The 24,919-nt window shown below is 32.5% G+C and carries 25 protein-coding genes, 1 tRNA gene and 1 pseudogene; 13 read left to right on the forward strand and 14 right to left on the reverse strand.

What is annotated here, in order from left to right; translation table 11 throughout:
• Positions 1–7: 7 nt before the first annotated feature.
• Both ACM55H_RS15275 and ACM55H_RS15280 read left to right on the forward strand, forming a co-directional pair.
• Complete coding sequence (locus tag ACM55H_RS15275; RefSeq protein WP_416837341.1) at positions 8–646, forward strand: rhomboid family intramembrane serine protease; 639 nt, start codon at positions 8–10, stop codon at positions 644–646.
• Positions 647–700: 54 nt separating this feature from the next.
• The gene (locus ACM55H_RS15280) at positions 701–1,390 is read left to right on the forward strand and encodes an SIMPL domain-containing protein (protein WP_416837342.1); all 690 of its coding nucleotides are present in this window, start codon (positions 701–703) and stop codon (positions 1,388–1,390) included.
• Positions 1,391–1,544: 154 nt separating this feature from the next.
• Here the strand turns inward: ACM55H_RS15280 and ACM55H_RS15285 are convergent.
• The 6 genes and pseudogenes from ACM55H_RS15285 to ACM55H_RS15310 all read right to left on the reverse strand — a co-directional run bounded on the left by ACM55H_RS15285 (position 1,545) and on the right by ACM55H_RS15310 (position 4,560).
• Positions 1,545–1,625 (reverse strand) — tRNA-Tyr (locus ACM55H_RS15285).
• A gap of 173 nt (positions 1,626–1,798) precedes the next feature.
• A pseudogene (locus ACM55H_RS15290) lies at positions 1,799–2,185 on the reverse strand (TlpA family protein disulfide reductase); the annotation flags it as partial.
• Between the two features lie 18 nt (positions 2,186–2,203).
• Positions 2,204–2,974, reverse strand: a complete 771-nt coding sequence (locus tag ACM55H_RS15295) for a DUF4369 domain-containing protein (protein WP_416837343.1) — start codon at positions 2,972–2,974, stop codon at positions 2,204–2,206.
• 304 nt (positions 2,975–3,278) lie between these two features.
• Positions 3,279–3,536, reverse strand: a complete 258-nt coding sequence (locus ACM55H_RS15300; RefSeq protein WP_416837344.1) for a hypothetical protein — start codon at positions 3,534–3,536, stop codon at positions 3,279–3,281.
• Positions 3,537–3,699: 163 nt separating this feature from the next.
• Entirely contained in the window at positions 3,700–4,140 is a 441-nt protein-coding gene (locus ACM55H_RS15305; RefSeq protein ID WP_039107412.1) for a KTSC domain-containing protein, read from the reverse strand.
• A gap of 174 nt (positions 4,141–4,314) precedes the next feature.
• Positions 4,315–4,560: a hypothetical protein gene (locus tag ACM55H_RS15310; RefSeq protein ID WP_416837345.1), complete on the reverse strand. Its 246-nt coding sequence runs from the start codon at positions 4,558–4,560 to the stop codon at positions 4,315–4,317.
• Between the two features lie 91 nt (positions 4,561–4,651).
• Between ACM55H_RS15310 and ACM55H_RS15315 the strand changes: the two genes are divergently transcribed.
• Positions 4,652–5,197: a hypothetical protein gene (locus ACM55H_RS15315; RefSeq protein ID WP_416837346.1), complete on the forward strand. Its 546-nt coding sequence runs from the start codon at positions 4,652–4,654 to the stop codon at positions 5,195–5,197.
• Here the strand turns inward: ACM55H_RS15315 and ACM55H_RS15320 are convergent.
• Together ACM55H_RS15320 and ACM55H_RS15325 are read right to left on the reverse strand one after the other, a co-directional pair.
• On the reverse strand, positions 5,194–5,589 hold the full coding sequence (locus ACM55H_RS15320) for a response regulator (protein WP_416837347.1): 396 nt from the start codon (positions 5,587–5,589) through the stop codon (positions 5,194–5,196). The genes ACM55H_RS15315 and ACM55H_RS15320 overlap by 4 nt on opposite strands.
• Positions 5,586–8,423: a PAS domain S-box protein gene (locus ACM55H_RS15325; protein WP_416837348.1), complete on the reverse strand. Its 2,838-nt coding sequence runs from the start codon at positions 8,421–8,423 to the stop codon at positions 5,586–5,588. The genes ACM55H_RS15320 and ACM55H_RS15325 overlap by 4 nt, the downstream gene beginning before the upstream one ends.
• A gap of 384 nt (positions 8,424–8,807) precedes the next feature.
• On the opposite strand from ACM55H_RS15325, the gene ACM55H_RS15330 reads away from it, so the two are divergent.
• The 6 genes from ACM55H_RS15330 (at position 8,808) to ACM55H_RS15355 (ending at position 13,084) form a co-directional block, all read left to right on the forward strand.
• Positions 8,808–8,960, forward strand: coding sequence for a hypothetical protein (locus tag ACM55H_RS15330; protein WP_416837349.1), 153 nt, complete (start codon positions 8,808–8,810; stop codon positions 8,958–8,960).
• 2 nt (positions 8,961–8,962) lie between these two features.
• Complete coding sequence (locus tag ACM55H_RS15335) at positions 8,963–9,205, forward strand: hypothetical protein (protein WP_416837350.1); 243 nt, start codon at positions 8,963–8,965, stop codon at positions 9,203–9,205.
• A 16-nt stretch (positions 9,206–9,221) separates the two neighbouring features.
• Positions 9,222–9,605: a YchJ family protein gene (locus ACM55H_RS15340; protein ID WP_416837351.1), complete on the forward strand. Its 384-nt coding sequence runs from the start codon at positions 9,222–9,224 to the stop codon at positions 9,603–9,605.
• A 106-nt stretch (positions 9,606–9,711) separates the two neighbouring features.
• Positions 9,712–10,830 carry a vWA domain-containing protein gene (locus ACM55H_RS15345; RefSeq protein ID WP_416837352.1) on the forward strand — a complete coding sequence of 373 codons (1,119 nt, stop codon included), beginning with the start codon at positions 9,712–9,714 and terminating at the stop codon, positions 10,828–10,830.
• A 32-nt stretch (positions 10,831–10,862) separates the two neighbouring features.
• Complete coding sequence (locus ACM55H_RS15350) at positions 10,863–12,320, forward strand: AAA family ATPase (RefSeq protein WP_416837353.1); 1,458 nt, start codon at positions 10,863–10,865, stop codon at positions 12,318–12,320.
• Positions 12,321–12,490: 170 nt separating this feature from the next.
• Entirely contained in the window at positions 12,491–13,084 is a 594-nt protein-coding gene (locus ACM55H_RS15355) for a 2OG-Fe(II) oxygenase (protein WP_416837354.1), read from the forward strand.
• 3 nt (positions 13,085–13,087) lie between these two features.
• On the opposite strand, the gene ACM55H_RS15360 is transcribed toward ACM55H_RS15355, so the two are convergent.
• A complete protein-coding gene (locus ACM55H_RS15360; RefSeq protein ID WP_416837355.1) occupies positions 13,088–13,648 on the reverse strand; it encodes a 2'-5' RNA ligase family protein in 561 nt (186 codons plus the stop codon).
• A 201-nt stretch (positions 13,649–13,849) separates the two neighbouring features.
• Between ACM55H_RS15360 and ACM55H_RS15365 the strand changes: the two genes are divergently transcribed.
• A complete protein-coding gene (locus ACM55H_RS15365; protein ID WP_416837356.1) occupies positions 13,850–14,704 on the forward strand; it encodes an EamA family transporter in 855 nt (284 codons plus the stop codon).
• Positions 14,705–14,776: 72 nt separating this feature from the next.
• On the opposite strand, the gene ACM55H_RS15370 is transcribed toward ACM55H_RS15365, so the two are convergent.
• The 5 genes from ACM55H_RS15370 to ACM55H_RS15390 all read right to left on the reverse strand — a co-directional run bounded on the left by ACM55H_RS15370 (position 14,777) and on the right by ACM55H_RS15390 (position 20,898).
• Positions 14,777–15,919 (reverse strand): saccharopine dehydrogenase family protein, encoded by a 1,143-nt coding sequence (locus ACM55H_RS15370; protein WP_416837357.1) that lies wholly within the window; start codon positions 15,917–15,919, stop codon positions 14,777–14,779.
• 422 nt (positions 15,920–16,341) lie between these two features.
• Positions 16,342–17,808 (reverse strand): glycoside hydrolase family 130 protein, encoded by a 1,467-nt coding sequence (locus ACM55H_RS15375; protein WP_416837358.1) that lies wholly within the window; start codon positions 17,806–17,808, stop codon positions 16,342–16,344.
• A gap of 845 nt (positions 17,809–18,653) precedes the next feature.
• Complete coding sequence (locus ACM55H_RS15380; protein WP_416837359.1) at positions 18,654–19,904, reverse strand: type II toxin-antitoxin system HipA family toxin; 1,251 nt, start codon at positions 19,902–19,904, stop codon at positions 18,654–18,656.
• A gap of 60 nt (positions 19,905–19,964) precedes the next feature.
• Complete coding sequence (locus ACM55H_RS15385; RefSeq protein WP_111410209.1) at positions 19,965–20,255, reverse strand: helix-turn-helix domain-containing protein; 291 nt, start codon at positions 20,253–20,255, stop codon at positions 19,965–19,967.
• A 298-nt stretch (positions 20,256–20,553) separates the two neighbouring features.
• Positions 20,554–20,898: a transposase gene (locus ACM55H_RS15390; RefSeq protein WP_465245468.1), complete on the reverse strand. Its 345-nt coding sequence runs from the start codon at positions 20,896–20,898 to the stop codon at positions 20,554–20,556.
• A gap of 596 nt (positions 20,899–21,494) precedes the next feature.
• Between ACM55H_RS15390 and lpdA the strand changes: the two genes are divergently transcribed.
• From lpdA to ACM55H_RS15405, 3 genes are all read left to right on the forward strand, one after another.
• The gene (gene lpdA, locus ACM55H_RS15395; protein ID WP_416837360.1) at positions 21,495–22,898 is read left to right on the forward strand and encodes a dihydrolipoyl dehydrogenase; all 1,404 of its coding nucleotides are present in this window, start codon (positions 21,495–21,497) and stop codon (positions 22,896–22,898) included.
• Positions 22,899–22,922: 24 nt separating this feature from the next.
• The gene (locus tag ACM55H_RS15400) at positions 22,923–23,666 is read left to right on the forward strand and encodes an SDR family oxidoreductase (RefSeq protein ID WP_416837361.1); all 744 of its coding nucleotides are present in this window, start codon (positions 22,923–22,925) and stop codon (positions 23,664–23,666) included.
• Between the two features lie 142 nt (positions 23,667–23,808).
• Positions 23,809–24,708, forward strand: coding sequence for an alpha/beta fold hydrolase (locus tag ACM55H_RS15405; protein WP_416837362.1), 900 nt, complete (start codon positions 23,809–23,811; stop codon positions 24,706–24,708).
• Positions 24,709–24,919: the final 211 nt, after the last annotated feature.

Here is a 24,919-nt window from a genome sequence, read left to right on the forward strand (position 1 = left end):
AAACTTTATGAATGTCATTTTAATTGCAATAATTGTTGTAAATATTTTAATTAGTTACAAGGGATTTAATGATCTTTCCTTTTTTAGAAAATACGAATTTCATGTAGGAAGTATTCGCTCAGGCGAACAAATAAGAATGGTATCGTCTGGTTTTCTTCACGCAGATTTGCCACATTTGATTTTTAATATGCTGACACTTTATTTTTTTGCACCAGTTGTTATCGAATATTTAGGTAGTATCTCGTTTGTGTTAGTTTATTTTGGGAGTTTAGTTTTTGGGAGCTTGTTAACCATGCTTTTTCATAAAAACGATTATAGTTATAGAGCAGTTGGCGCTTCAGGGGCAGTAACGGGAGTTTTATATTCAGCAATATTATTACAACCCGATATGATGTTAGGAATATTTTTCATTATTCCAATTCCTGCTTATCTTTTTGGAATTTTATATTTATTGTATTCTATCTACGGTATGAAAGCTAAGAATGATAACATCGGTCATACGGCCCATTTTGGAGGTGCTGTAGGCGGATATTTGATTACACTTATAAAAGAACCCCAATTGTTCGTAGATCACACTTTAATGGTCATATTACTGGCTATCCCTATAGTTGTTCTTTTTGTGATGGAAAAAATGGGGAAACTATAATGGCACAACTTTTGAAAGAGAATTACAACAAAAAACAATTAAAATAAAATTAAGATGAAAAAAGCTGTACTAATTCTATCTATCATGTTCATGTCTATGTCATATGCGCAAGAAGTTAAGCAAGTTCCACAAATAAGTGTAAATGGAGAAGGGAAAGTAAAGGTTGTTCCGGATCAAGCGGCAATATTAGCTACTATTGAAACAAAAGGGAATAATGCAAAAGACGTTAAAAAACAAAATGATCAAAAGATTGAAGCCGTTTTGAAATTTATAAAAAAAATGAACTTGGCTCCTGCGGATTATAATACCCAACGTGTTTCTCTAAATCCAGAATATGACTATGAAAAAAAGAAACACAATTATAATGCTACACAAACTATCGAAATATTATTGAAAGATTTATCAAAATATGACGAATTGATGGAAGGATTAGTAGACGAGGGAATTAATAGAATTGATAATGTTACCTTTCAATCTTCAAAATTGGCACAATATCAATCAGAGGCAAGAAAATTAGCTATGAAAGAAGCTAAACTAAAAGCAGAGGACTATGTTTCTGTTTTAGGTCAAAAAGTGGGGCGTGCGATGACTATCTCTGATAATTCTCAAACCTATTATCCACAACCTATTCGATATGCTGCTATGAAAATGGAAATGAGCGATGCTCAGGCTCCAAGAGAAACGCTTGCTGTTGGTGAAATTAATATTACTGCTAATGTTAGTGTGAGTTTTATTTTAGAATAGAAATAGTAGTAAAAATCATAAATTGAAAAGTCCCGTGTCATTCTAAAAATGAGACGGGACTTTTTTTTGAAATAATATTAAGTCTACTCTTAACCGAATTTCATTTACTAGTATTTACTAAAAAAAAACTCTTCAATTGCTTGAAGAGTTTTAGTGGGGAGAGCAGGATTCGAACCTGCGAAGTTTACACAGCAGATTTACAGTCTGCCCTCGTTGGCCGCTTGAGTATCTCCCCAAGACTCAATAAGCATTGCTTATTGTGCTAACCGGGTGCAAATATATAAACTGTTTTGAAGTTTCCAAACTATATTTACACTTAATTTTAGTATTATTTTTAAAGTATTGGTATTGAATAAAATAAAAAAATCTCCACTAGGGAGATTTTTTGTTTTATTCAATTTAAGGAAGTTATTTTGCCAAAAGCGCTATAATTTTTGCTCTTAATTCGTCTCCTCTTAAATCTTGTGCTACTACATTTCCTGAAGCATCAAGAATAAAAGTAGCAGGAATAGATTGAACTTTATATTGAGCAGCTATAGGCTCATCCCAAAATTTTAAATTGGAAATATGATTCCAAGTTAATTTATCTTTTGCAATAGCTTCTTTCCAAGCCTTAGCATCTTTATCTAAAGAAACACCAACGATGTTAAGTCCTTTAGAATGTAATTCTTTATATATAGCAACAACATTTGGATTTTCTTTGCGACATGGTCCACACCAAGATGCCCAAAAATCAACTATTGTAACTTTTCCTAAACATTCTTTCAGGGAAATTACTTTTCCATCAGGATTAGGTCCAGAAAAATCTGCTCTTCATTTAGTTTCAACAGCAGGAGCAGCTGATGGAGCAGTAGGGGCAGCAGCACCTACAGAAGGAGATTTCATTTCCGCAAGTTTAGTTTTTATGGCTTTACCTGGTTTTGTGTTTTTTAATGACTCTTCTAAGCTATTGTACATTTTTTCTGATTTTTTAGTATCAGCACTTGGATCATTAAGCATTCCTTGAATTATTAAAGCAGAAATGAATGATTTTGGATGTGTTTCAGCATAAGCTACATATTTAGCTTTAGAAGCTGTACCTACTTCTTCTTGAATTTTACCAAATTCTTTCATCAATCCATTGATTACGGCTGTATCTTTAGTTTGTTGAGCAGTATTCATTGCTTGCATGTTTTTCGTCTGAAAATCCATTAATTTCTTTTGAACTTTAGTGATTTCTTCATTGAAAGCAACATATTCATCATTATTGTAAGTTCCAGATACTTTAGATTTTTGTATGCTGTCTTTGTTTACAACTATGGTAATATCTCCATTTTCTAAAATAAAAGGTATTTTTCCTTGAACTCCTTCTACTTGTATTGTGTGAAAAGAAGGTTCTACAGCTTTTCCTTTAATTTCAAATTTACCATTTTCAATTTTTACGGTATCAATTGCAGTTAAACCACTACCATTTTCATTTGGTGTTTCTAGAATTACTGTTTTTCCATTTTCAAATCCAGTTGCAGTTCCAGAAATGGTGTATTTATCTTTGGTACAAGAAGTCAGCATTACAACAGCCGAAAGGAATAAAATTATTTTTTTCATTATTAGTTAATTAAGTTAAGTCTGCAAAAGTATTTAAAATTATAAATTATATATAATTTTACTACCTAAATTTTTGTTATAATTTTTTATTCTTAATAAGTATTTCCGATCATTAAAAATAAAATAATTTGAATTACTGTACTAAACTTAATTTGAAACTTTTTTAAATTATTATTTCTAAATAATAAAATATATAATTTGTTGATTGTTAATATCTTTATTAATAATAAAATTAAAGTTCAGGAATTGGAAGTCAACATAATTAAAAGTCTAGACTAAGCAGAATAAAAATTATAAGGTAGATTTAATCATGCTTAAGGATTATTTTTTTAGGATTTATGTGTTTAATTTCACATTTTTCAATACTATAATCGGCATGTTCTAATTCATTTATAGTAATCTTAATATCTAAATTGATTTTCCTCAATTTTTTGTTTAAATCAGAAGATATTGGATTCGATTCAAGATTTAATTCTATTTGATGTTTTTCTTGTTCCAGGATATCTAGAGTTTCTTTTGCTTTTTTATGTTGGGATTTAAATAATTGGCAAGGGTCATTCATAATTTTTACTTTGTAGGTTTATAATTACTAAGAAGCGCTAAATTATTAAATATAAGTATATTAAGCAAGCTTATTTTTTTACATTTTTATAATATAAATAAACTGTTTTAAAATAAAAAAGCATCCCAGTTATAGGATGCTCATGCATTTTTATTGAAAAAAACTAGTCTTGATTAAGCGTTTTTCTCCATGTAAAAGAGTTAAGGATATGTCTTTTAGCAAATCTCCCAGGAGAATCAGCATTTACCATTTTTACATAAGTTGCTTTAGGAACACTAATGTATTCATAAACGCTTCCATTTGAAAAATTGATAATCAATCTACCTTCAACAAATTTATAATCCGTGATAGTGGAAGTTGAAATAGTTTCAGTGTATTCCGGTAAATTTTGTTTTATAGTTTCAGGATTGATACTTACCAAAAAGTGATAAGCTTCAATAATTTTTTTACTATTTTCTTCTGCAGCTTTTAATCCTTCATCATTTCCTTGAAATTTGTCAGGATGCGCTTCTTTCATCGCATTACGATAAATCGTTTTTAAATCTTTAAGCTCAGCAGTTTTTTCTACATTTAGTAGTTTGCGGTATTCAACTATTTTTTTCATAAATAAGGTAACTACTTGTCTTTTACTATAAAATCAATATGATTTGATTTCAAAATCGACAAATTTTTTGCAAAGGTACACTTTTTTTTAAATTTTTAGTTTAGGACTAAAAAAAAATCAAAAAAAGGATTGCTTTTTTTGATTTTATATCAGTTTAAACAACACATTAAGAGGTTATTGTTGTGGCTTATTGTTTGCTTTGTCAAAGTTTTTTGACTTTTTTGGATATTTATTATAACTAATATCGCTTGGATTTTCTATTATGCTTTTAATGGTAATCCAATCACCAACAGCATGTTTTTGAGCCATTTTATAATCTAAAAGATATTCACCACAAAAAAAGTTATTGTTTTCATCTTTTTCCATAATTCCGGTGTAAACACCTTTTTGTAACATTCTTTCTTCAGAAGCTTTGGTCATAATCAATTTATTTAAAATAATTCTAGTTGGCAAAGTTAATCAATTATTGTTTGTCTTGTTCTATTTTAGACTTTCTGATTACCTTTGTTTCATGCAAAAAATATTTCGCCCTAATCCTAATTCATTCAAAAACACTTTTTGTGTATTTCATGAGGAGCCATTAGATTCGTTGAAAGGATTATCTGTTCAATACCAAAGCAAGTCTGGAAGTAGTTATTATTATACAACATTAGGAATGTATCGTTTGTCTAATCATTGGGGTAGATTAGCTAATAGTAAATGGAGATTAGAGCCTTTGGAACCTGAAACCGAGTCTAAAATTAAATTAGGTTTTGCTCTTTGGACTAATTTTTATCCAGATAATGCAGTTGAGAAATTGTATTATTTAGAAGCAAATTATGTGAAAAATACGGTTAACTATCAACATAAAAACAATCCGAATTATGATAATAAGGCAATCCTTCGGACTAGTTTTGAAACTACTAAAAGAATCAAGCAAATTCGAAATTTACTTACCTTGACTTCATGGGCTAAATATTTTGAGTACGATGACTTGGATTTTTTGCGTCAACAAATTATAAATGAACTGATTTTTACTAATAAATCTTTAGAAGAAATTAAAAGAGAAATAGCTTAATCATTTGCTGCCACTAATATTAAGTCATCAGTTGTTATGGGTTTCGATAAATAACCCAAAATATCAGGATATGTTTTCGTTTTGTTTTTATCTTCAACAGCTATAGAAGAGCTTACAATATAAATATTTATTTTTTTGTTTATTTGGAATTTTATCAATTCCATTTCTTCCATGAATTCCCATCCATCCATAATAGGCATATTAATGTCCAATAGAATAATATCAGGGTATATTCCTTTGTTTTTTATTGTATTATGCAAGGTGTCGATAGCTTCTTTTCCGTTTTTAAATGAAAAAGCGGTTGAAAACATCTCAGATCTTTGAATAATTTTATTAACTATAATTTGGTAAATAGCATCATCATCTACTACCCATATTACTTTTTTTGTCATTGAATATAAATTTTAAATGTTGTTCCTATATTAGGTTCGCTTTCAACGGTTATATTTCCTCCCATGGCATCAATTTGATTTTTTGTAATAAATAAACCAATTCCTTTTGAATCTGCATTGTTGGTAAATGTTTTATACATCCCAAAAATCTTATCTGCATTCCTTACAAGATCAATTCCAACACCATTATCTGATATTTGAAGCACATTCATTTTATCTTCCATAAACCATTTTATTATTATTTGAGGTTTTCTTCCAGGATGTTTATAACGAATGGAATTAGAGATGATATTATAAAGGACGCTTTCAAGATATGCAGGATTATAATTTACCATAATATCCTCTGGCATTATAGTTGAAATGGAAACTTCATTTGATGTGATTTGATCTGAAAGTACTTTTTGTACATTATGAATGTATTCTTTTAAATTTAGGGATTCAGAAACTAAACCAATATTTGTTCTTATATTTATTACTTCATTCAGGTGAAGCATAGTTTCATTTAGAGAACTTGAAACTGATTTTAATAATTGTATCATTTGGTTTTTTTCATCCTCTGATTCAGAAGATTCAATTAAACTCATTATGGATGCAATATTACTGGTATGTGACCTTAAATTATGGGAAACGATGTAAGAAAAATTAAGAAGTCTTTTATTTTGTTCCGTAACTAAATTGAAGGAATTATTTAAATCTTTTTCGGCTTCTTTAGTTTTAGTAATATCAATCATGATACCCCTTAAACTTACTGCTTTACCATCTTCAAAAATAACGTTTACAATATCTCTTAACCATACAACAGCTCCATTTTTAGCAATCATTCGATATTCAAAATCATGATTTAAATTTTGGCTGCTTTGTGTTATACAATAGTTTAAGGTCCATTCTTTATCTTCGGGATGAATATGGTCAGCCCAAAAAGTTTTACTTGCTAACCATTCTTCTGGACTATATCCTAGTATTTTTTCTACTTTTTTACTGATAAAAGAAAAAGAAAAGGTTTCAATGTCACATTCCCATACAATTCCGTCAATTGTATTAATAAGAGACTCAACTCTTTGTTTTGTATCAAGTATAATTTTTTCGGTAGCTAGGCGTTCTGTGATATCCTTTGTAGAAACAATAATTCGTTCGAATGTTTTTCTATAACCTCGAATTACATTCCATCTTAAATTAACATCTCGATATTCTCCTTCGGTGTTTTTTATTCTGGAGTCTATAATAAATTGTTTTTTACCTTGAGTAATTGCAATTAAATGTTTGATGAAATCATCTGTAGATCTGAAATCAAGTAGATTAGATTTGTTATTGATTAATTCTTCTTTGGTTTTGACTTTATGCAGTTTAAGGCAGGCATTGTTGATATTAATTAATTTAACTAATGAATTACATTTAGTAACTACGTCTGGGTTACTATAAAAGTAGTTAGAAACGATTTCTGCTTTTTCATTAATTAGATCTAACTCTTGAAGGTATTTTTTAATTTCCGAAAAATCTTCTTCTCTTAAAGGTAGGGGTGAGTCATCAAATAAACTTTTAAATCGTGTTTCTGTTTTTTTAATTAGTTCTTCTGTCTCTTTTTTTAACGAAATGTCTTCAACAATTGCGATGTGGGAGGTTACCTTTTCATTTATTTTCCAAAGTGGTGAAACAGTAAGATTTATCCATATTATATTCCCGGATTTTGTTAAATATCTCTTTTCCAGAGAGTAAGATCTAATTTGTCCCTTCCTTAGTTTTTCTAAATTCATTAAATCTTCTTCTAAATCATCCGGGTATGTAATAGATTGAAAATTTTTCACTTTCATTTCCTGATGTGAATATCCTAATAAATTGCAATATTGTTTGTTAATCTCAATAAAATTGCCAGAATAGGAATCTATATAGGCGATTCCCACAGCTGCCTGATCAAAAATAGCTTCAAATTTTATCTCAGAATTCAAAAGTTTTGTGGCTTGGGTACTTACTAAAGACTGAAGTTCTTCGGGTATTTTTAAAAGAGTGTAAATCAAAAAACCAAAAAGTGCTGCCAAAATAAATCCTATAATTGCTGGAATTAAAATTTGATAATAAAGATAATTTTGATGCTTAGATATTAAGTATAATTTCCAGTCACCATCGGGAATACAGGTAGAGATATTATATTTTTTAGAAAAATCACTTTGATTGGGCAAATAAAAAACTTCTTTTTGGTTAGCAGTGTTTTTCTTTGAAAATTGAAAATAATATTTTGAATCGTCAACATTATTAATTCCGGAAGATTTTAAAAAAGTATCTAATTTAATAATAACAGCAGAAAATCCCCAAAATTTATTATTTCTAAAAACGGGAAATCTACCTACAATTCCCATCCCACCTTGTTTTAATTTTAGCGGACCAGCAAAATACATTTTTTGATTTTCAATAGATTTTAAAGCTTCTTTTAGATAAGGAGCTTGTAAAATATTTAAATTCATAGCTGCTTCATTCCCTTTCATAGGATAAATATATTTTATCACTCCTTTAGGAACTAATTGAACAGCGCTAATACTATTGTTTGATTCCATCAATTTTGCTCCTACGTAATCAAAATTTTCAGGAACTCCTTTGTCATTAATTGTTAGTGCTAATGTTAAGGTAGTTGTATAACAGTTTTTAAGCGATTGTTCTATATTTTGATTAACAACATGAAGGATGGTATTCATTTCTCGTTGCTCATCTTCTTTTATAAGTTTATACTGTTGTGAGACTATAAAACAAGCAATATAGCTTAGAAATAGAAATGTAAGTAACCCTGTAGTCTTAGGTCTATTTAAGAACCAACTGATAAATTTAGGGTGTTTGTTATGATCCATTTATGCTATTTGGAAGATTGACGAAGTTGAGTTATTTAGAAAATAAATGTATAAAAAAATAGAATAAGAGCATAATGTTTTCTTAATTATAGTCATATTCTTAATTTTTAATACGTTATAGTGCTTTTTTATGATAAATCGCACTTATTGGAATATCATATTTGAGATAAAAACTATTAATTGTAAAAAATAGTATGTTCAATTGTATTAAATTTCAATTTATAATGGAATACTCGAAGAATTGAAAATACTATTTAAAAAATGATTCCTATTAAAAAACGGAAATTATCAAATTAAAAACAATTTGAATTTCAATAAATAACCCGAACTTTGCATCTGGTTTTAAATCAAATAATTGATTTAATAATTAACAAGGAAAAGACAATGAGCAGAAATAACGAAAGAAACATAAAAAAACACAACGATAAACTGCACAAAGCACAAGATAAAGCAAAACAAGCTGAAATGCTACGCAAGGAAAAATTAAAACAAATTGTAAAGAAGTTCAATGAAGATAAGTCTTCAGAAAATAATTAAAAATGGAAAACAATAAATTTTCAGATTTGAAAAATGGTGTTCAAGAAATAATTGATTTGATTGCCAATAAAAATGCCAAAGAGGCTAACAATAAATTAGTTGAAGTTAGCGAGGAATTAGACGAATTACTTGACTTTGCAGAAGAAGATGAAGATTTAATTGAAATTAGTAAGTATCAGGTATTATTGAATCAATTGCATCAAAAAATAATTGCGCTTGACGGACAAGCAACCGGTACACTTTAAAAGTCCTTTATAAAAAATGATTGAAAAAACATGTTATTGTGGCTCTCAAAAAAACTTTCAGGAATGTTGTGAGCCAATTATAAAAGGAATTCAAAAAACCTCAACTGCTGAATCCCTAATGCGTTCTAGGTATTCAGCTTATGCAACACATGAAGTTAATTATTTATTGGCAACAACACATGTTTCTGAGAGAAAATACTATTCTAAAACTGAAATTCTAAAGTGGGCAACCAGCAATCAGTGGCTCCAATTAGAAATTATAAACACTACAGCCAATACAGTAGAATTCAAAGCTTATTTTTTGGATAGTAAACTTCAAAAACAAATTCATCACGAACTATCTACTTTCAAACTCGAAAATGGGAGTTGGTTTTATGTCGACGGGAAATTTTTTAATTAGCTTTTTTGGATTAAGCACTTCCTTATTTATGGTTTCAATGGTTTTAACTAAAAATTAATAAACGTTTCTCTAGACTACATTTCAAAAAGATGTAATTTTAAAGTCTATGAAAAATGATAATAAAAAAGGATTTTATTTCAAGCAATACGAAGCCCCATTTCAGTCTCCGTTTGATAAGCTCTTTGGTATTTTCAAAGAATTAATCGTACACACTTCGGGAGATTTTGATGAAGCAATCGACTGGTTGCGAGAATTAGACAAAGAATATAAACTCACCGATGAACACTATACCATTGATGATTTTATTGAAGATTTAAAGAAAAAAGGCTACATCCGCGATGAACTCAAAGACGATGGAACTTCAGGAATTGGAATTACTGCCAAAACAGAACGCGCCATTCGACAACAGGCTTTAGATAACATTTTCGGAAACTTAAAACGATCGGGAAGTGGCAATCATAAAACCAAGCATTCCGGAAACGGAGATGAGCATACTGGTGAATTTCGGGAGTTTCATTTTGGTGACGGACTGGAACGAATCTCTTTGACAGAAAGCTTGCGTAACGCCCAAATCAATAATGGAGTAGCCGATTTTATGCTGACCGAAAATGATTTAGTTGTTGAAGAAACGCAGTACAAATCCCAAATGAGTACGGTTTTGATGATTGATATCAGCCACAGTATGATTTTATATGGTGAAGACCGAATTACGCCTGCTAAAAAAGTAGCAATGGCTCTGGCAGAGTTAATTACGACACGTTACCCAAAAGATACTTTAGATATTTTAGTTTTTGGAAATGATGCATGGACAATCGCAATTCGAGATTTGCCGTATTTGAAAGTCGGACCATTCCATACCAATACGGTGGCAGGTTTACAACTCGCCATGGATATTCTGCGTCGAAAACGAAATACCAACAAACAAATTTTCATGATAACCGATGGAAAACCAAGTTGTGTTCGCGAAAAAGACGGTTCTTATTATATGAACAGTAATGGACTCGACGAATATATTGTTGATAAATGCTACAATCAGGCACAACAGGCTCGAAAATTACACATTCCAATAACCACTTTTATGATTGCCAATGATCCGTATTTGCAGCAATTTGTAAATCGGTTTACCGAAGCTAATCAAGGAAAAGCATTTTACACCGGATTAAAAGGACTTGGAGAAATGATTTTTGAAGATTATGAAACCAATCGTAAAAAAAGAATAAAATAAAGGTCAATTGTAATATCAATAAAAAATAATAAATGAATAATATAAAAACACTCGGAGAACTAAAAAAATCAGGTTACGAAAGCAAAAGTATTAAAGATGAATTACGTTCTAATCTCAGAGAAAAAATAAAGTCAGGAAAGCCAACATTTGAAGGCGTTCACGGTTTTGAAAACACCGTAATTCCAGAATTAGAACGCGCTATTTTATCGCGTCACAATATCAATTTATTGGGTCTTCGTGGTCAAGCCAAAACGAGACTGGCACGCAAAATGATCGAATTACTCGATGAATACATTCCGTTTGTGACTGGTTCAGAAATTAATGACGATCCTTTGCATCCAATTTCTCGTTTTGCCAAAGATATAATTGAAATCAAGGGAGATGAAACTCCAATTTCATGGCTACACAGAAGCGACCGTTTTTTCGAAAAACTAGCCACGCCAGATGTTACTGTTGCTGATTTAATAGGAGATGTAGATCCAATAAAAGCAGCCAATTTAAAACTGTCTTATGCAGATGATCGGGTAATACATTTTGGGATGATTCCAAGAGCGAATCGTTGTATTTTCGTCATCAACGAATTACCCGATTTACAGGCTCGAATTCAAGTAGCGCTGTTTAATATTCTACAAGAAGGGGATATTCAGATTCGTGGTTTTAAGTTGCGAATGCCACTCGACATGCAATTTGTTTTCACCGCAAATCCCGAGGATTATACCAATCGTGGCAGTATTGTAACGCCATTAAAAGACAGAATTGGTTCCCAAATCTTGACGCATTACCCAGAAACTATTAAAATTGCTCGAACCATTACAGAACAGGAAGCAAAACTGGATGCAGCGCAAAGCGATATGGTTTATGTGCCTTCGTTGGCGAGGGATTTATTGGAACAAATCAGTTTTGAAGCAAGAGATAGCGAATATATTGATAATAAAAGTGGTGTGAGTGCCAGATTAAGTATTACTGCTTTAGAGAATTTATTGAGTACAGCAGAAAGAAGAGCATTGAAATCGGGAGATGATAAAACGACTTTGCGTCTGTCTGATTTTATGGGAATCATTCCTGCCATTACCGGAAAAGTGGAATTAGTTTATGAAGGAGAGCAGGAGGGAGCGGCCGTTGTGGCACAGCATTTATTAGGTGATGCGATTCATACTTTTTTCCCAGCCTATTTTCCAAAAATTGAAAAACTGGAAAAGCTAGACGAGAAAACGCCTTATACTGATATCATCGAATGGTTTTTTGCCGAAAGTGGTTTTGAATTATTGGACGATTGTTCTGATGAAGAATATGAAAGAATCTTAGGAAGTATTGTCCCGCTTGAAGTTTTAATCAAGAAATACCAACCGCAACTGGAAAAAGAAGATAAATTCTTCATGAAAGAATTTATTCTTTGGGGATTGGTAGAATACAAAAAACTGAGCAAAGACCGCTTCTCTGAGGGGTATCAGTTCAAGGATATTTACGGAAGTTTTATCAGTAAACTATAAATAACAAAAAGGGTTTAGATTCATTTCTGAACCCTTTTTTCTTATTGGTTATTACAATAAAAAGGAGGAATTATGAATTAATAATTTTATTTATTTCATAATCAGTCTCTAACGGTTTTTATTAGTCTACCTTGTCCCGTTGGCAGTCTATGCAGTCAATGAAAACAGACATGGAAAATAGCTTTGAGGCTTTGATTGCTACTTATATTGAAAATAAGGTAGGTATATCCGAACATTTTTTAAGTGCCACTTTGGCTAACAATTTAAAACAAAACCTACTTACTTTGAATCAGGACAGCCTATTGATGGCTGCAGGAATCGGGAATTCTGAGAAACTTTCTTATGATGGCGCGATTCGTAGCGATTCTATTTATTGGTTAGATAAAAAACACAACAATGCATTCGAAAATGAATTTTTTGCTCAAATTGAAGCATTTATTCTTTATCTGAATCAAAGTTGTTATGCAGGAATAACAGGTTATGAATTTCATTATTCGCTGTATGAATCGGGTGATTTTTATTTAAAACATTTGGATCAGTTCAAGAATAATCCCAGTCGAAAATACTCCATGATCAGTTATTTAAACAGTAATTGGAAAGAAAGTGATGGTGGCGAATTGCTCATTCATCAATTGAATAACAATCAGAAAATTTCGCCCACTCAAGGGAAAACCGTTTTCTTCAAGAGTGATGAATTAGTTCATGAAGTTTTGGTTACCCAAAATACCAGAATGAGCATTACGGGATGGTTGAAGAGTGATTAAATCCTAAAAAAGTGTTCCCTGTATACACTCTGGTTGTGGATTGCTGTTGAATTTATAGGTATCGGTTACGAAAAACTGTTTTATAGTGTCATCAAATTTTCGCAAAACAATACTGTCACACAAAAAATGGATGTCTATTACAGTAAATAAAGTTTTAGCTCTTTCAAGATTTTCCAGAGTTAATCTTCGCGCAATGGATAGATGTGGATCGTTACTTTTTTTCATATTTTGAATATGAAGTGATTCCTGAATTCGTTTCATTATGGGTTTCAAAATACTTTTAGAATCGTTATTGGGCGAAATAAAAAAGGCGCCATTTGGATAGGAGCTGAATTCATTTAAACATACTTCAACTGGATGTAAAGTGTCACACAATCGATTCAGCTGATTTTTAATAATTTCAATTTGTTTATCAGTGGCCTTAAATTCACAAATGGTAATATGTCCAATAGAATTTTTACTGTGAAACCACCCTACTTCCTTGGCCAATTGTTCTTTCATAGATTTAACCAATGAAATAATAGCCTCGGAAGGATATATCGCAACAGAATAATCCTTTTCCATAATTTTAATATTTATGCTTTCTGCAAAAGTAAAGAAATAGCTATTGGAACCTTGTGAAGATTTTATAAATCTAGAGATTGCATTTCTTTTAATCCATATTTTTTAGTTTACAAATAGGATTATTTTTAAAGCTTTTCTTTGCTTTAATAAAAAGACAATATAGAAACATAAAATAGTAGTTTTGCAACAAAAATATTGTCTATGTTATTTCTTCTTCTAAGTATTATATGCAGTGTAACTGTTGGTGTACTATTTAAATTTTCACGCAAGTATAATGTAAGTAATACTCAAATTGTAGCTTCGAATTATGTATTTGCTCTCATTCTTTGTTATTTGTTCTTTAGTCCAGAATTTAATGATGTAGGAATTTCGGCACCTTGGGGTATTTATATAGTTATTGGTATTTTGTTGCCATCTATATTTCTTTTTCTGGCTGCATCTATAAAACACATGGGTATCGTAAAAACGGATGCTGCTCAACGACTTTCGTTGTTTATCCCTATTTTGGCGGCCTGGCTACTCTTCAAAGAGGATTTTAATATGTTAAAAATTGCTGCGCTTGTGGTAGGACTTCCGGCACTATTACTCATTCTCGCTAAGCCTTCTCAAAACACCGAAAATAAATGGATCTACCCAGCAGTTGTTTTGCTGGGCTTTGGAGTTATAGATATTCTTTTTAAACAAATTGCCCTTTATACAAGTTTACCATACACTACTTCATTATTTGTTGTTTTTGGAATCGCGCTGCTAATCATGGTTGGGGCTGTTATTTATGAAGTAGCATTCAGTAAAGTATCATTAAATATCAGAAATATTCTTTTTGGCGGTTTGGTTGGTATTTTCAACTTTGGAAATATTCTTTTCTATCTAAAAGCACATCAAGCATTTGTTCAAAATCCGTCAACTGTTTTTGCAGGAATGAATATGGGTGTAATCATTATTGGAAGCCTTTTTGGGATTATAATTTTTAAGGAAAAATTGACTAAAATGAATTTTGCAGGTCTTTTTTTAGCTTTGGTAGCGATAGTTTTAATTGTAATCTCACAGACAATTTAAAGATGCCCAAACGATACATCTTCATTAACTAATTGTGTAATGAAGATATATCATTGAATTTGGTAACTGAGTTTACACTTTGCCGTAAACTCGTACGATATAATTTCCGTTTAAAAATTGTTTTGGATCAATTTGGCTTTGTAAGACAACTCCGCTATGAGGGGTTTCGAGCAATAATTGGGCTGCTTGTACTAATGGTGCTGCTGTAGTGGTTTGGATGGCTCTCAATTGATGTTTTCCTACTTTTTGCGGAAGTATACATTTTGCAATCTCTTTTCTACGCAACATTCCAGCTGCATCTTTGCCTTCTACCGCTGCATACAAAACAATTTTGTCATCTTCAATATGAGGAATTATAGCTTCCATTTTTTCTTGAAGGCTTTTAATTGCGTCAGATGTGTTTCCTAAATTACTAAGTTGCTCTTGAATCCAAGCATAATGACCTGGATGTCGCAAGGTTTTGTAGTCAAGTGAACGCACCTTTCCTAATAACGCATCAGGCAAATCCGCTGCACCACCAGAGGTTAGATCGTCTTCATAAGCAATGCCATCAATAATGATAGTTGCTCTTTCTGATAATGATGGTAGTGTAGTTTTTTTAAAATCCCTTAAGACTATGGTTTCTTTCAAATATTCTGTAGCCACTCCCACCGGACTCCAAGTAAATCCGTAATAATGCGGAGCAACTGCATGATTGGTCAGAGCGCCAACTTTCATTTCCAGTTTATCTACTTGATCTATTTCAAAGTCAGTACAAAACTGTTGAAAAAGCCCATTGGCCAGCAAGTCGATGTAGCCGGGAGCGAGACCAGTTTGAAGTATAAAACCAGTTTTGGCATCTTTTGCCAAAGCCATTATTTGTTCGGTTTCTGAAACATATTCTGTAAGGTTGGCGTAATGTAGATTAAAATCTTTGGCAAACTGGGCGATTCTTGGTGCTTGGCTACCCGGTAAGCAGTCGAGGATGATATCTCCTTGGCGCAAAATTGCGGTCATTTCATCCGTTAAGCCATTTTCGGCAAGGTGGAAGTCCTTAATAAAACCCGATTTTGTTGTTCCGTCTTGAATCCAATGTGCTACTTTTTTTGCTTTTGAATGGGTTCTGTCACCTATAAAAAGAGTAGGGGGTACTTCACTCCATTCCATCAATAACAAACCAACAGCTTCGGCAATTCCACCGGCTCCAGCTATAATAATATTGTGATGCTTTTTCATATATTAAAGGTACTATTTTTTCTTGATTTAGTATTTGAGATAGTATAGTAATTTGTTGGTTATGGAAACGAATTCCCTGTCAAGGATAGCAACGAAAAGCACGCAAAGGAAGAGGCCTTTTATAAAACAAACTCCGAAACAGCGACCAAAGGAAGCTCGTTTCGGGGTTATGTTTTATGGGCAACTTCCTGCGGACTTGTAGTGAATAGCTTGCTCGGACAGCATAATAACACAAAAAGGATTGTATCTTATTATTATTATTATTATTATTATTATAGTTGAGTTTACAAAGTTATGGTGTCCTAATTAGTAAGTTCTCTATTTTTTATTCGTTAAAATAAATCTTTCAATATAATTCTTATATTTTAATGCAGAATGGGGTGGTTATAGAAAATTGAAAGTTATTGACGAAGAGAAAATCATCATTTACTTTTCTTCAAAGCCTCGATTAATTCTACCAAATCTACCACTCCGTAAGTAGACGAATAGTCTGATACGGCATAAGGCAATATAAGGCTGTTGTTGTGAATAATCGAACCGCACGAGTAGACTACATTAGGGACATATCCTTCGCGTTCATCTTCCCGTGGTGAAAGCAGGGGTTCTTTAAGTCTTCCAATTTCCTTGGAAGGATCATCAAGATCAAACAGCGAAGCGCCTATGCAATATCGTCTCATGGCACCTACACCATGAGTAATTACCAACCAGCCTTCTTTGGTCCAAAGTGGCGAACCACAATTTCCAATTTGTGTAAACTCCCATGTATATCGCGGCTCTTGGAGGATTACGGGATTATTCCATTGCGTAGCTCTTTCGGAATACATAAGGTAATTGTTGACACCATCAATTCTGGATAGCATTGCATACTTGCCCTTGATTTTTCTAGGGAATAATGCCAGATTTTTATTTTGCGCACCGGCTCCATACAAGGGCATTACGCGAAACGTATAAAAGTCTTCAGTAGAAATAAGTTTTGGAAGAATGACATGGCCATTATAAGCTGTATAAGTAGCTATTACTTTCTGTGATTTATCATCATCCACAAAGCGCACAAAACGAGCATCTTCAATACCGCGACTTTCAGAATCTGATATCGGGAAAATAACACGTTCGGTAATATCGGAATCGTGTTTGAATTGTAAATCATAAAATGAATCCGCCAACCACATCACTTCTTCGAGTGCAGTTCTCCTCTCCTGGCGAATTATTGGATCGCTTAATGCCTTATTTACCACATTTTTTAATGCGGCATATTCAAATTCATCAGGTAGATCTTGCATAATACGGGTTGAGTATTTATCCGAAGTATGCATTTCTGCTAATTTCATCAGAAAGCGTTCTTTGTTGTATAACGATTTGTGAACAATTTCTGCTTTATCAATGTTATTGCCAATTTTCATGATATGGAGATCATTATTTTTATCCAATATTCCCCTTCTAAAAACAATTGATGAGATATGACCTTCTCCAGTAGCTCGGAAAGAAATGATGACTCGTTTGTCTCCCTCTTCGAGATCCGATTGATCAAAATCTTCCACAATAGAAGGGTTAAAAAAAGCTGCGGATTCTATAGCATACTCCATTGTACAGTAAGAACCAATGAGCATTTTTCGTTCCTCTGACAGACCGTCATAATTGATTTGCATCCCTTCAATTATGCCTCTAATTTTTTCGCAATGCGTGAAGAATATGCGTGAAATATTTCGATGCCTTCTGGCAAATTCCCGAAGTGTATGTTCTAGGGTGTCTATGACTTGTTTTTCGTCCAACATCATTATGCGGCTCACCATCTGTTGGGTTCGCTGATCGCCATTCATAAAATATCGAGCTACAACTCTTCTTGAATCAGGTGTGAATATTATATTTTTTCGGATTACTGGAACTCGCATAGTTTTATTTTATAAATTATAATAAAATAAGTATCCTTTTTATGGAGTGATAAAAAGGCGTTTAGGTATTTTTACTTCATAACTTGGTTCTAGTCTTATATTATCCTCAAGGTGTTTTTTTGAAACGTATCCATTCTCGTTCCGAGTTGTAATTTTTATAAACTTGTTCAAAGAGTTTTGATAACCAAGTTTATTCACTTAAGAAATTGGGGATTTTGGAAGCTCAAACTTCAATTAAGTGATTAATTCAAAATTACAAAAATAATAATGAAATAAGTGTTAATGTTTGGTTTACAGTGTTAAAGCTTTTTTTTAATACCTGATGATTGACGAGAATCGAATTTTAAATATTGATTTCGCTTTTGGTTTGATAGGGTATTTGTGTGAGTTATTTTCTTTGTTGCAATTTTGTGTTTTACTTTCCGATGCAGAAATTAATAGCCCCGTGTTTATTGGGGTTTACAGATTTTGAGGTACAAATAAGGTACTAATCTGAACAAAACATCACGAAATAAAAACAAACAAACTTTTATTCATTATTTCAATTGAAATATAGAATTCTGTTAATCTGTAATAATATCTTTTCTAAGAACACATTAATCCAATAGTTGAAACAAATGTATAAAATATATTTGATTGAAAAGCTGGTTTAATTGTATTTTGAGGTGACCTTGACTGGATTCAAACCACAATAACTTATTTTATTGTGGTTCTTATTTTGTTGCTATAAGTTTACTGTGATTCCTTTATAAAACCTTCAATATCTTTTTTAGCTATATTCCTAAATTTTTCTTTTGAAAATTCAGGAATATTATGACGCTTTATTGAATTGTATGGTGCGATTACTAAAAATGGAATGCTTTTATCATCAATTCCTGCTCACTTCTTGAAATTCCTATTTCTTTAGCAATCGTTTTCCAGTTGCTTATTACCTGTAGCACTTCCTGTATAATGGTTTCCATTTGTTGTTTGTTTAAACGGAAATATTCGCCAACGCTTTTTGCCAATTCAAAATCAAGATCATTATTATTGGTATCAATGTTTAAAGCTAAACCGTCTTTGTCAATAGATGGATTAAGGTCATATGCAGGTGAAAGTATCCAACCTTCTTTTGTTAGTATGAAACCGTGGTTTCTTAAATGATCGTCTGTATTGGAAATGGCAATATTGAAGATTATTCTGCGCCATAGTTGGTGTAAATTAGCTTCAATGTTTGCTCCGTAGTTGCTAATGAATTCAGCGACATCTAAATAACTTGCTGGATTGTCCCGGATAGTATCTTCATTATTTCTGGTCATTGTCATGGCGGATGCAAAGTGTATTCTTTCACCATTTTTCCGATCGAAGCGTTTTGTAAAAAATGTGTGGTAGTTTCCCGTTATTTTTTCTATACGACAGGGAGCCATTTCTATTCCGGCATTGATTGCCAGTTGATAAGCTAAGAATTCCCAAGCTGCTTTATCGGTTGTATCTGTTTTAGATGGGAATTTGGCAATCCAAAGACTTTTATCAGCATCTAAGACATTGGCTTTTGGTCTTGCTCCGCCCAATGAGGAACCTGGAGCCATTAAAACGGATAACCATTTTTTTACTTCATCACTATCATCGTCATTTTCAAAATTAGCCGCTGCGTTTTGCAATTCACCAATGGATGACCATGGTGGAGTAGAAGCTGTCTTATTGTTGTCCAGAAAATCTCCTTCGGGGTTTGTTTTAAAACGCAATGCTCCCATACGGCTTTCATCGTATACTCCTAAAAGAAAATCAATATCGTACAGCGTTTTAGGTTTTTCATTATTTTCTCTTGCTAACTGAGCTTCTCTTCGTTTCATTAATGTACGTCCCCAAGTGTCGGGCATACTGTCTAGGAATATGCCAAAGTTTTCTTTCTGGTTTGGGTATTGTGGACCACCGTATAATTGAATATCTGGGTCGAGTATAAATTTTTGTTCTGATTTAAGCCACTCGTTATCGTATTTAAAGCTGAATGTTTTTTTACCTTTGGCTTGTTGTGCCGATAGGATACCAATGATTTTTGGTTCAGACATTTCTTTCCAATGTGCGTAAACGTATATGTCGGTTTTGTTGGTGGACATTAGGAATGGTTTTGTTTTTTGATGGTTAGAGTTTAATTGACTGTGCTCGGTATGACACTATTATTTTAAGAGTTCAAGATCCTGGAGTTTTCTTCCCAGCTCATCATCTGCAGCGAGTTTTAGAAAATCATCCTGAAGTCCTAATACTCTTAGCACATTAAAATAAGCACCAATAGCAACGCTCGGATTACCTTTTTCTATTTGATATAAAGTAGTCCTAACAATATCTGCTCTTTCTGCTACTTGGACAGCTGTTAGCTTTCTTCTTTTCCTCGCTAGTTTTATGTTTTCTCCCATCTGTTCTAATGTCATTTGGTGCTTAGGAAAAACGGTTTGTTTCTTTCTGTTCATTATTTAAAATGTTCATTATTATGAACAAAAATAGTATTTATGTTCATAATAACAAACATTTTTGTGTTTTTTCATCTTTAAAAGTTAGGGATGTTCGATCTTTTAGGACTATTTGTTATAATTACTATTTTTAAGAATTATTGGTTTATTATCTTCTACATCTTCTCTTTTTATTTGTCTTTTACAACATATTGCGCAGCAAAGCACAATTGAAATACACAATCAAATTAGAGTGAATTCGTCTGTATTTTACTCTCGTTTTATCTTGGGTGAAATTCTGGTTTTTACCCATTCTTTTTCAATTTCGACTCATCAATTTTCGATATTCAAGAATATTCAGGTTGTCCAAATGCCCGTGCCTTCTATCGGTGTTGTAAAATTTTTCAATGTATTCAGAAATTGAGGACTCAGCTTCGTGCTTGTTTCGAAAGCGATTGTGGTAGATCAGTTCTGTCTTCAATGTTTTGAAGAAACTCTCTGCAACTGCATTGTCCCAGCAGTTTCCCTTTCCAGACATGCTTCGGGTAATCGATTTGTAGTTGTCTATTTCTCGGACAAATTCCCCGCAGGCGTATTGTATTCCCCGGTCGGAGTGGAAAATAAGGGGAGAATTATTAATAATTGGCCTGTAGACAAGAGTCATTCTGAAAGCACTGACACTGGTATTCTTTGCTGTGATAACAGAGGACAGTGCCCAGTCGATGACCTTCCTGTCGAACAGGTCGATTACTGTTGTCAGGTACGGTCTATGGAGGAACTTTCTAAATTTAGGATGATTTTTTCAAATAAGCAGATCAGTTAACAATTTGGATTATAATCGTTTATATTTTTTTACAAGATCTAACTCTTTAAATAATGACACAACCCATTTTGGAAATAATAGCCTTTCTGTAATATTTCGTATTCCCATATGTTCATCAATAGGTGATTTTTTTATCAAAAAATAATAGACTTCTGCTTATTTAAATAGCATTAAGTCGAATTCGTTTTTCTATATATCACGACAACGATAGTAATTAGCGAAATATAGCTAATGGATAACACTATCTATAATCTTTAACATATTGTTTTACAAGAAGTTATGTATTTGGTATAGTACTTGGTTCTTCTTAAAAAAAATGATAAAAGGTAAGTAATTATTATAAAGAGCTATTTTTTTGATTTTACGATGAGAAAATACACCTGCAATTTATTGTATTTTTTGTCATAAAGAATTAATAAATATTAAAAATTCTAAAAATGGAAATAAATTTTGACATAGTAGTTATTGGTTCCGGCCCCGGCGGATATATTGCTGCAGTGAGAGCGGCGCAATTAGGTTATAAAACGGCTCTTGTTGAAAAATATAACACTTTAGGAGGAACATGTACAAATGTTGGTTGTATTCCTTCTAAAGCATTATTAGACAGTACCGAACATTTTCATACAGCAACAACTAAATTCAAGAGTTTTGGAATTGAAGTAGACGGACTTCGATTAGATTTTACACAATTAATGAAGCGCAAAAATGAAGTAGTGCAACAGAATATTTCCGGACTGAATTACCTGATGGACAAAAATAAAATTCATGTTATTGAAGGAACAGCCTCCTTTTTAAACGATAAAGAAATTCAGGTTACGAAAAATGGCGAGAAAACGACTATTAGTGCTACTTATTTTATAATAGCTACGGGCTCAAAACCCGCTACTATTCCTGGAGTTGTAATTGATAAAAAAAGAATCATTACATCAACTGAAGCACTTTCACTAACTGAAAAACCGCAAAGTATTATTGTAATCGGCGGTGGCGTAATTGGAGTTGAAATGGCTTCTATTTATGCTCGTATTGGAGTAAAAGTCACCATTATTGAATATGCGGACAGTTTGATTCCAACTATGGATAAAGAATTAGGTAAGGAGCTCAAAAAAATATTTTCTAAAAACGAGATAAAAATTCTGCTCAACCATAAGGTGCAATCGACAGTTAATAATGGTAAGAATGTAACAGTCCATTATTTAGATCAATCAAATGCTGTTCAGGAAATTACTGCTGATTACTGTTTGGTCGCAGTTGGAAGAAGCCCCTACACTAAAGAATTAGGATTGGAAAATACAGCAATAGAATTGGATGATAAAGGAAGAATAGTGACCAACGATAAATTGCAAACTAAAGAAAACAATATCTATGCTATTGGAGATGTGATTGTTGGCGCTATGTTGGCTCATAAAGCAGAAGAGGAAGGTGTTTTTGTTGTAGAAACAATTAATGGACAAAAACCTCATATCAATTATAAATTAATTCCTGGAGTGGTATATACCTGGCCCGAAGTAGCCTCGGTTGGATATACAGAAGAAGAATTGAAAAGCGAGAATAAAGAATACCGTGTTGGCAAATTTCCTTTTTCCGCCAATGCTAAAGCGAGAGCTGCGATGGAAAAAGATGGTTTTGTAAAAGTAATTTCAGAACCTAAGTACGGTGAAATTTTAGGGATTCACATTATGGGTCCTAGAGCTGCCGATATGATTGCTCAAGGTGTAATTGGGATGGAATATGAAGTGACTGATGAAGATATGTTTCGAATTTCGTATGCACACCCGACTTATTCTGAGGCTTTGAAAGAAGCTTATCTTATTGCATCTGGACAAGGAGCATTAAATATTTAAATTTTCCATCAAAAATAAATTACTATGAAAACTACTAACAACACGATCCTTATTACAGGAGGAGGTTCCGGAATTGGATTCGAAATGGCAAAATTATTTTCAAAGAATAATAAAGTCATCATTACTGGTCGAAATGCAGAGAAACTAAACCTTGCTGCCGCAAAAATTGAAAATACGACTCCATTGGTTTCAGACATTAACAACGAGAACGATGTTAGTAATTTAATCAAAAAACTGAACGAGGATTTTCCTGACTTGAATATTGTAATTAACAATGCGGGATTGGCCCATTATTATAAATTAACAGATGAAAATACAAATGCTTTTCAAAAAGCTAGTGAAGAAATTTTGACGAATTATCTTTCGATTGTAAGATTGACGGAGAAATTATTACCGCTTTTGAGAAAACAAAAAGAAGCCGCTTTTGTAAACGTTTCTTCTATAACTGCTTTTTCGCCAGGAATTAGTGTACCAAGTTATTCAGTAAGTAAAGCGGCTTTACATTCTTATACACAGGTTTTACGGATTACCTTAGAAAAATCTACTTCAATCAAAGTTTTTGAAGTAATGCCCCCTTTAGTCAATACTAGTTTTTCGGCAGACATTGGAGGAAGTACGGGAATAAGTCCAACAATAGTAGCTGAAAATGTTTTGGACGCATTTCAAAATAATGTATATGAAGTACATGTTGGTCAAACGGCAGATTTTTATCAACTTTATCTTTCATCACCAGAAAAAGCATTGGCAATGATGAATCCGACTAAATGATGTAATTTTTAATACAATCGAAAAGGTCACAGCCATTTTTTCATCTGCTAGTTTAAATGTTTTAGGTATAAATTAATAATGACCTTATCCCAATAAGCAGTATTCTTAACTCCAATAATGTTTTATTTAAAAATGATCTATCATGAAAAATCGCAATTTATTATTACTATTCAGTTCTTTAAGTGCAGGCGCAGTTGATCTAAGCGCCAGTGAGTCTAAAACGCAATTTGCAGAAGTTGGAGACCATAAAATAGCCTATCGTTCTGTAGGCACAGGGGATCCGTTAATTCTTTGCAGTCGCTTCAGGGCTAATCTTGATGATTGGGATCCTGCTTTTTTGGATGCACTGGCGAAGAAGTATAAAGTGATAACTTTTAATTATAAAGGATTGGCATCCTCAACAGGTCATCCACACAGTGATATTTTAGGTTTTGCCAAGGATGTAACGGATTTAGCCGATGCCTTAAAAATTAAAAAGTTTATTGTTGGGGGATGGTCATTGGGAGGCTGGGTAGCACAGATTGTGACAACGGAATTTCCGGAAAGGGTTTCGCATGCTATTCTTATAGGAACAAAACCACCTGGAAAAGTTAATTATCCTTTAGAAGAAATATTCTTAAATACAGCTTATATACCTGATTATACAGTGGAACATGAGACAATCTTGTTTTTTGATCCCACATCAAAAATAAGTAGAGAGGCGGCAATAAAAAGTCATGAACGAATAGCCCAAAGAAAGGATAAAGATCCTAAAGTAAAACCAGAATTATGGGAGTTTTATGGTAAGTGTCATGACGATTATGAAAAGGATCCGTATGGTGCAAGACAAAAATTGATGACTACAAAAATTCCTATATTGGTAATCTCTGCTCATCATGAAATATGTTTTCCACCGGAAAACTGGTTTGAATTGAATCAAAAATTGCCAACCACACAGCTTATAATTATTCCTCAAACCGGTCATGGTCCTCATCATCAATACCCCGATATGGTAGTCAGTTATATTGATAATTTTATTCAAAAAATTAAATACGATCAATAGATATAAAAGACATAGGAATGAAGACAAATATATTTTTGACAAACACTGTAGGAATTTTGAATATGACAATTGTTATGCTATAGTAGAAATCTAAAACATTAATTTAAAAAAAAGTAAATGAAAACTATAAATTCAAAAACAATCGTATTTGTAATTGCCGCCTTTGTAAATCATTATGCTAAGGACAATTGGAAAATTATATTTTGAATCT

The sequence above is a fragment of the Flavobacterium cryoconiti genome, assembly GCF_048158645.1.
Taxonomy (GTDB): Bacteria; Bacteroidota; Bacteroidia; order Flavobacteriales; family Flavobacteriaceae; genus Flavobacterium; species Flavobacterium cryoconiti.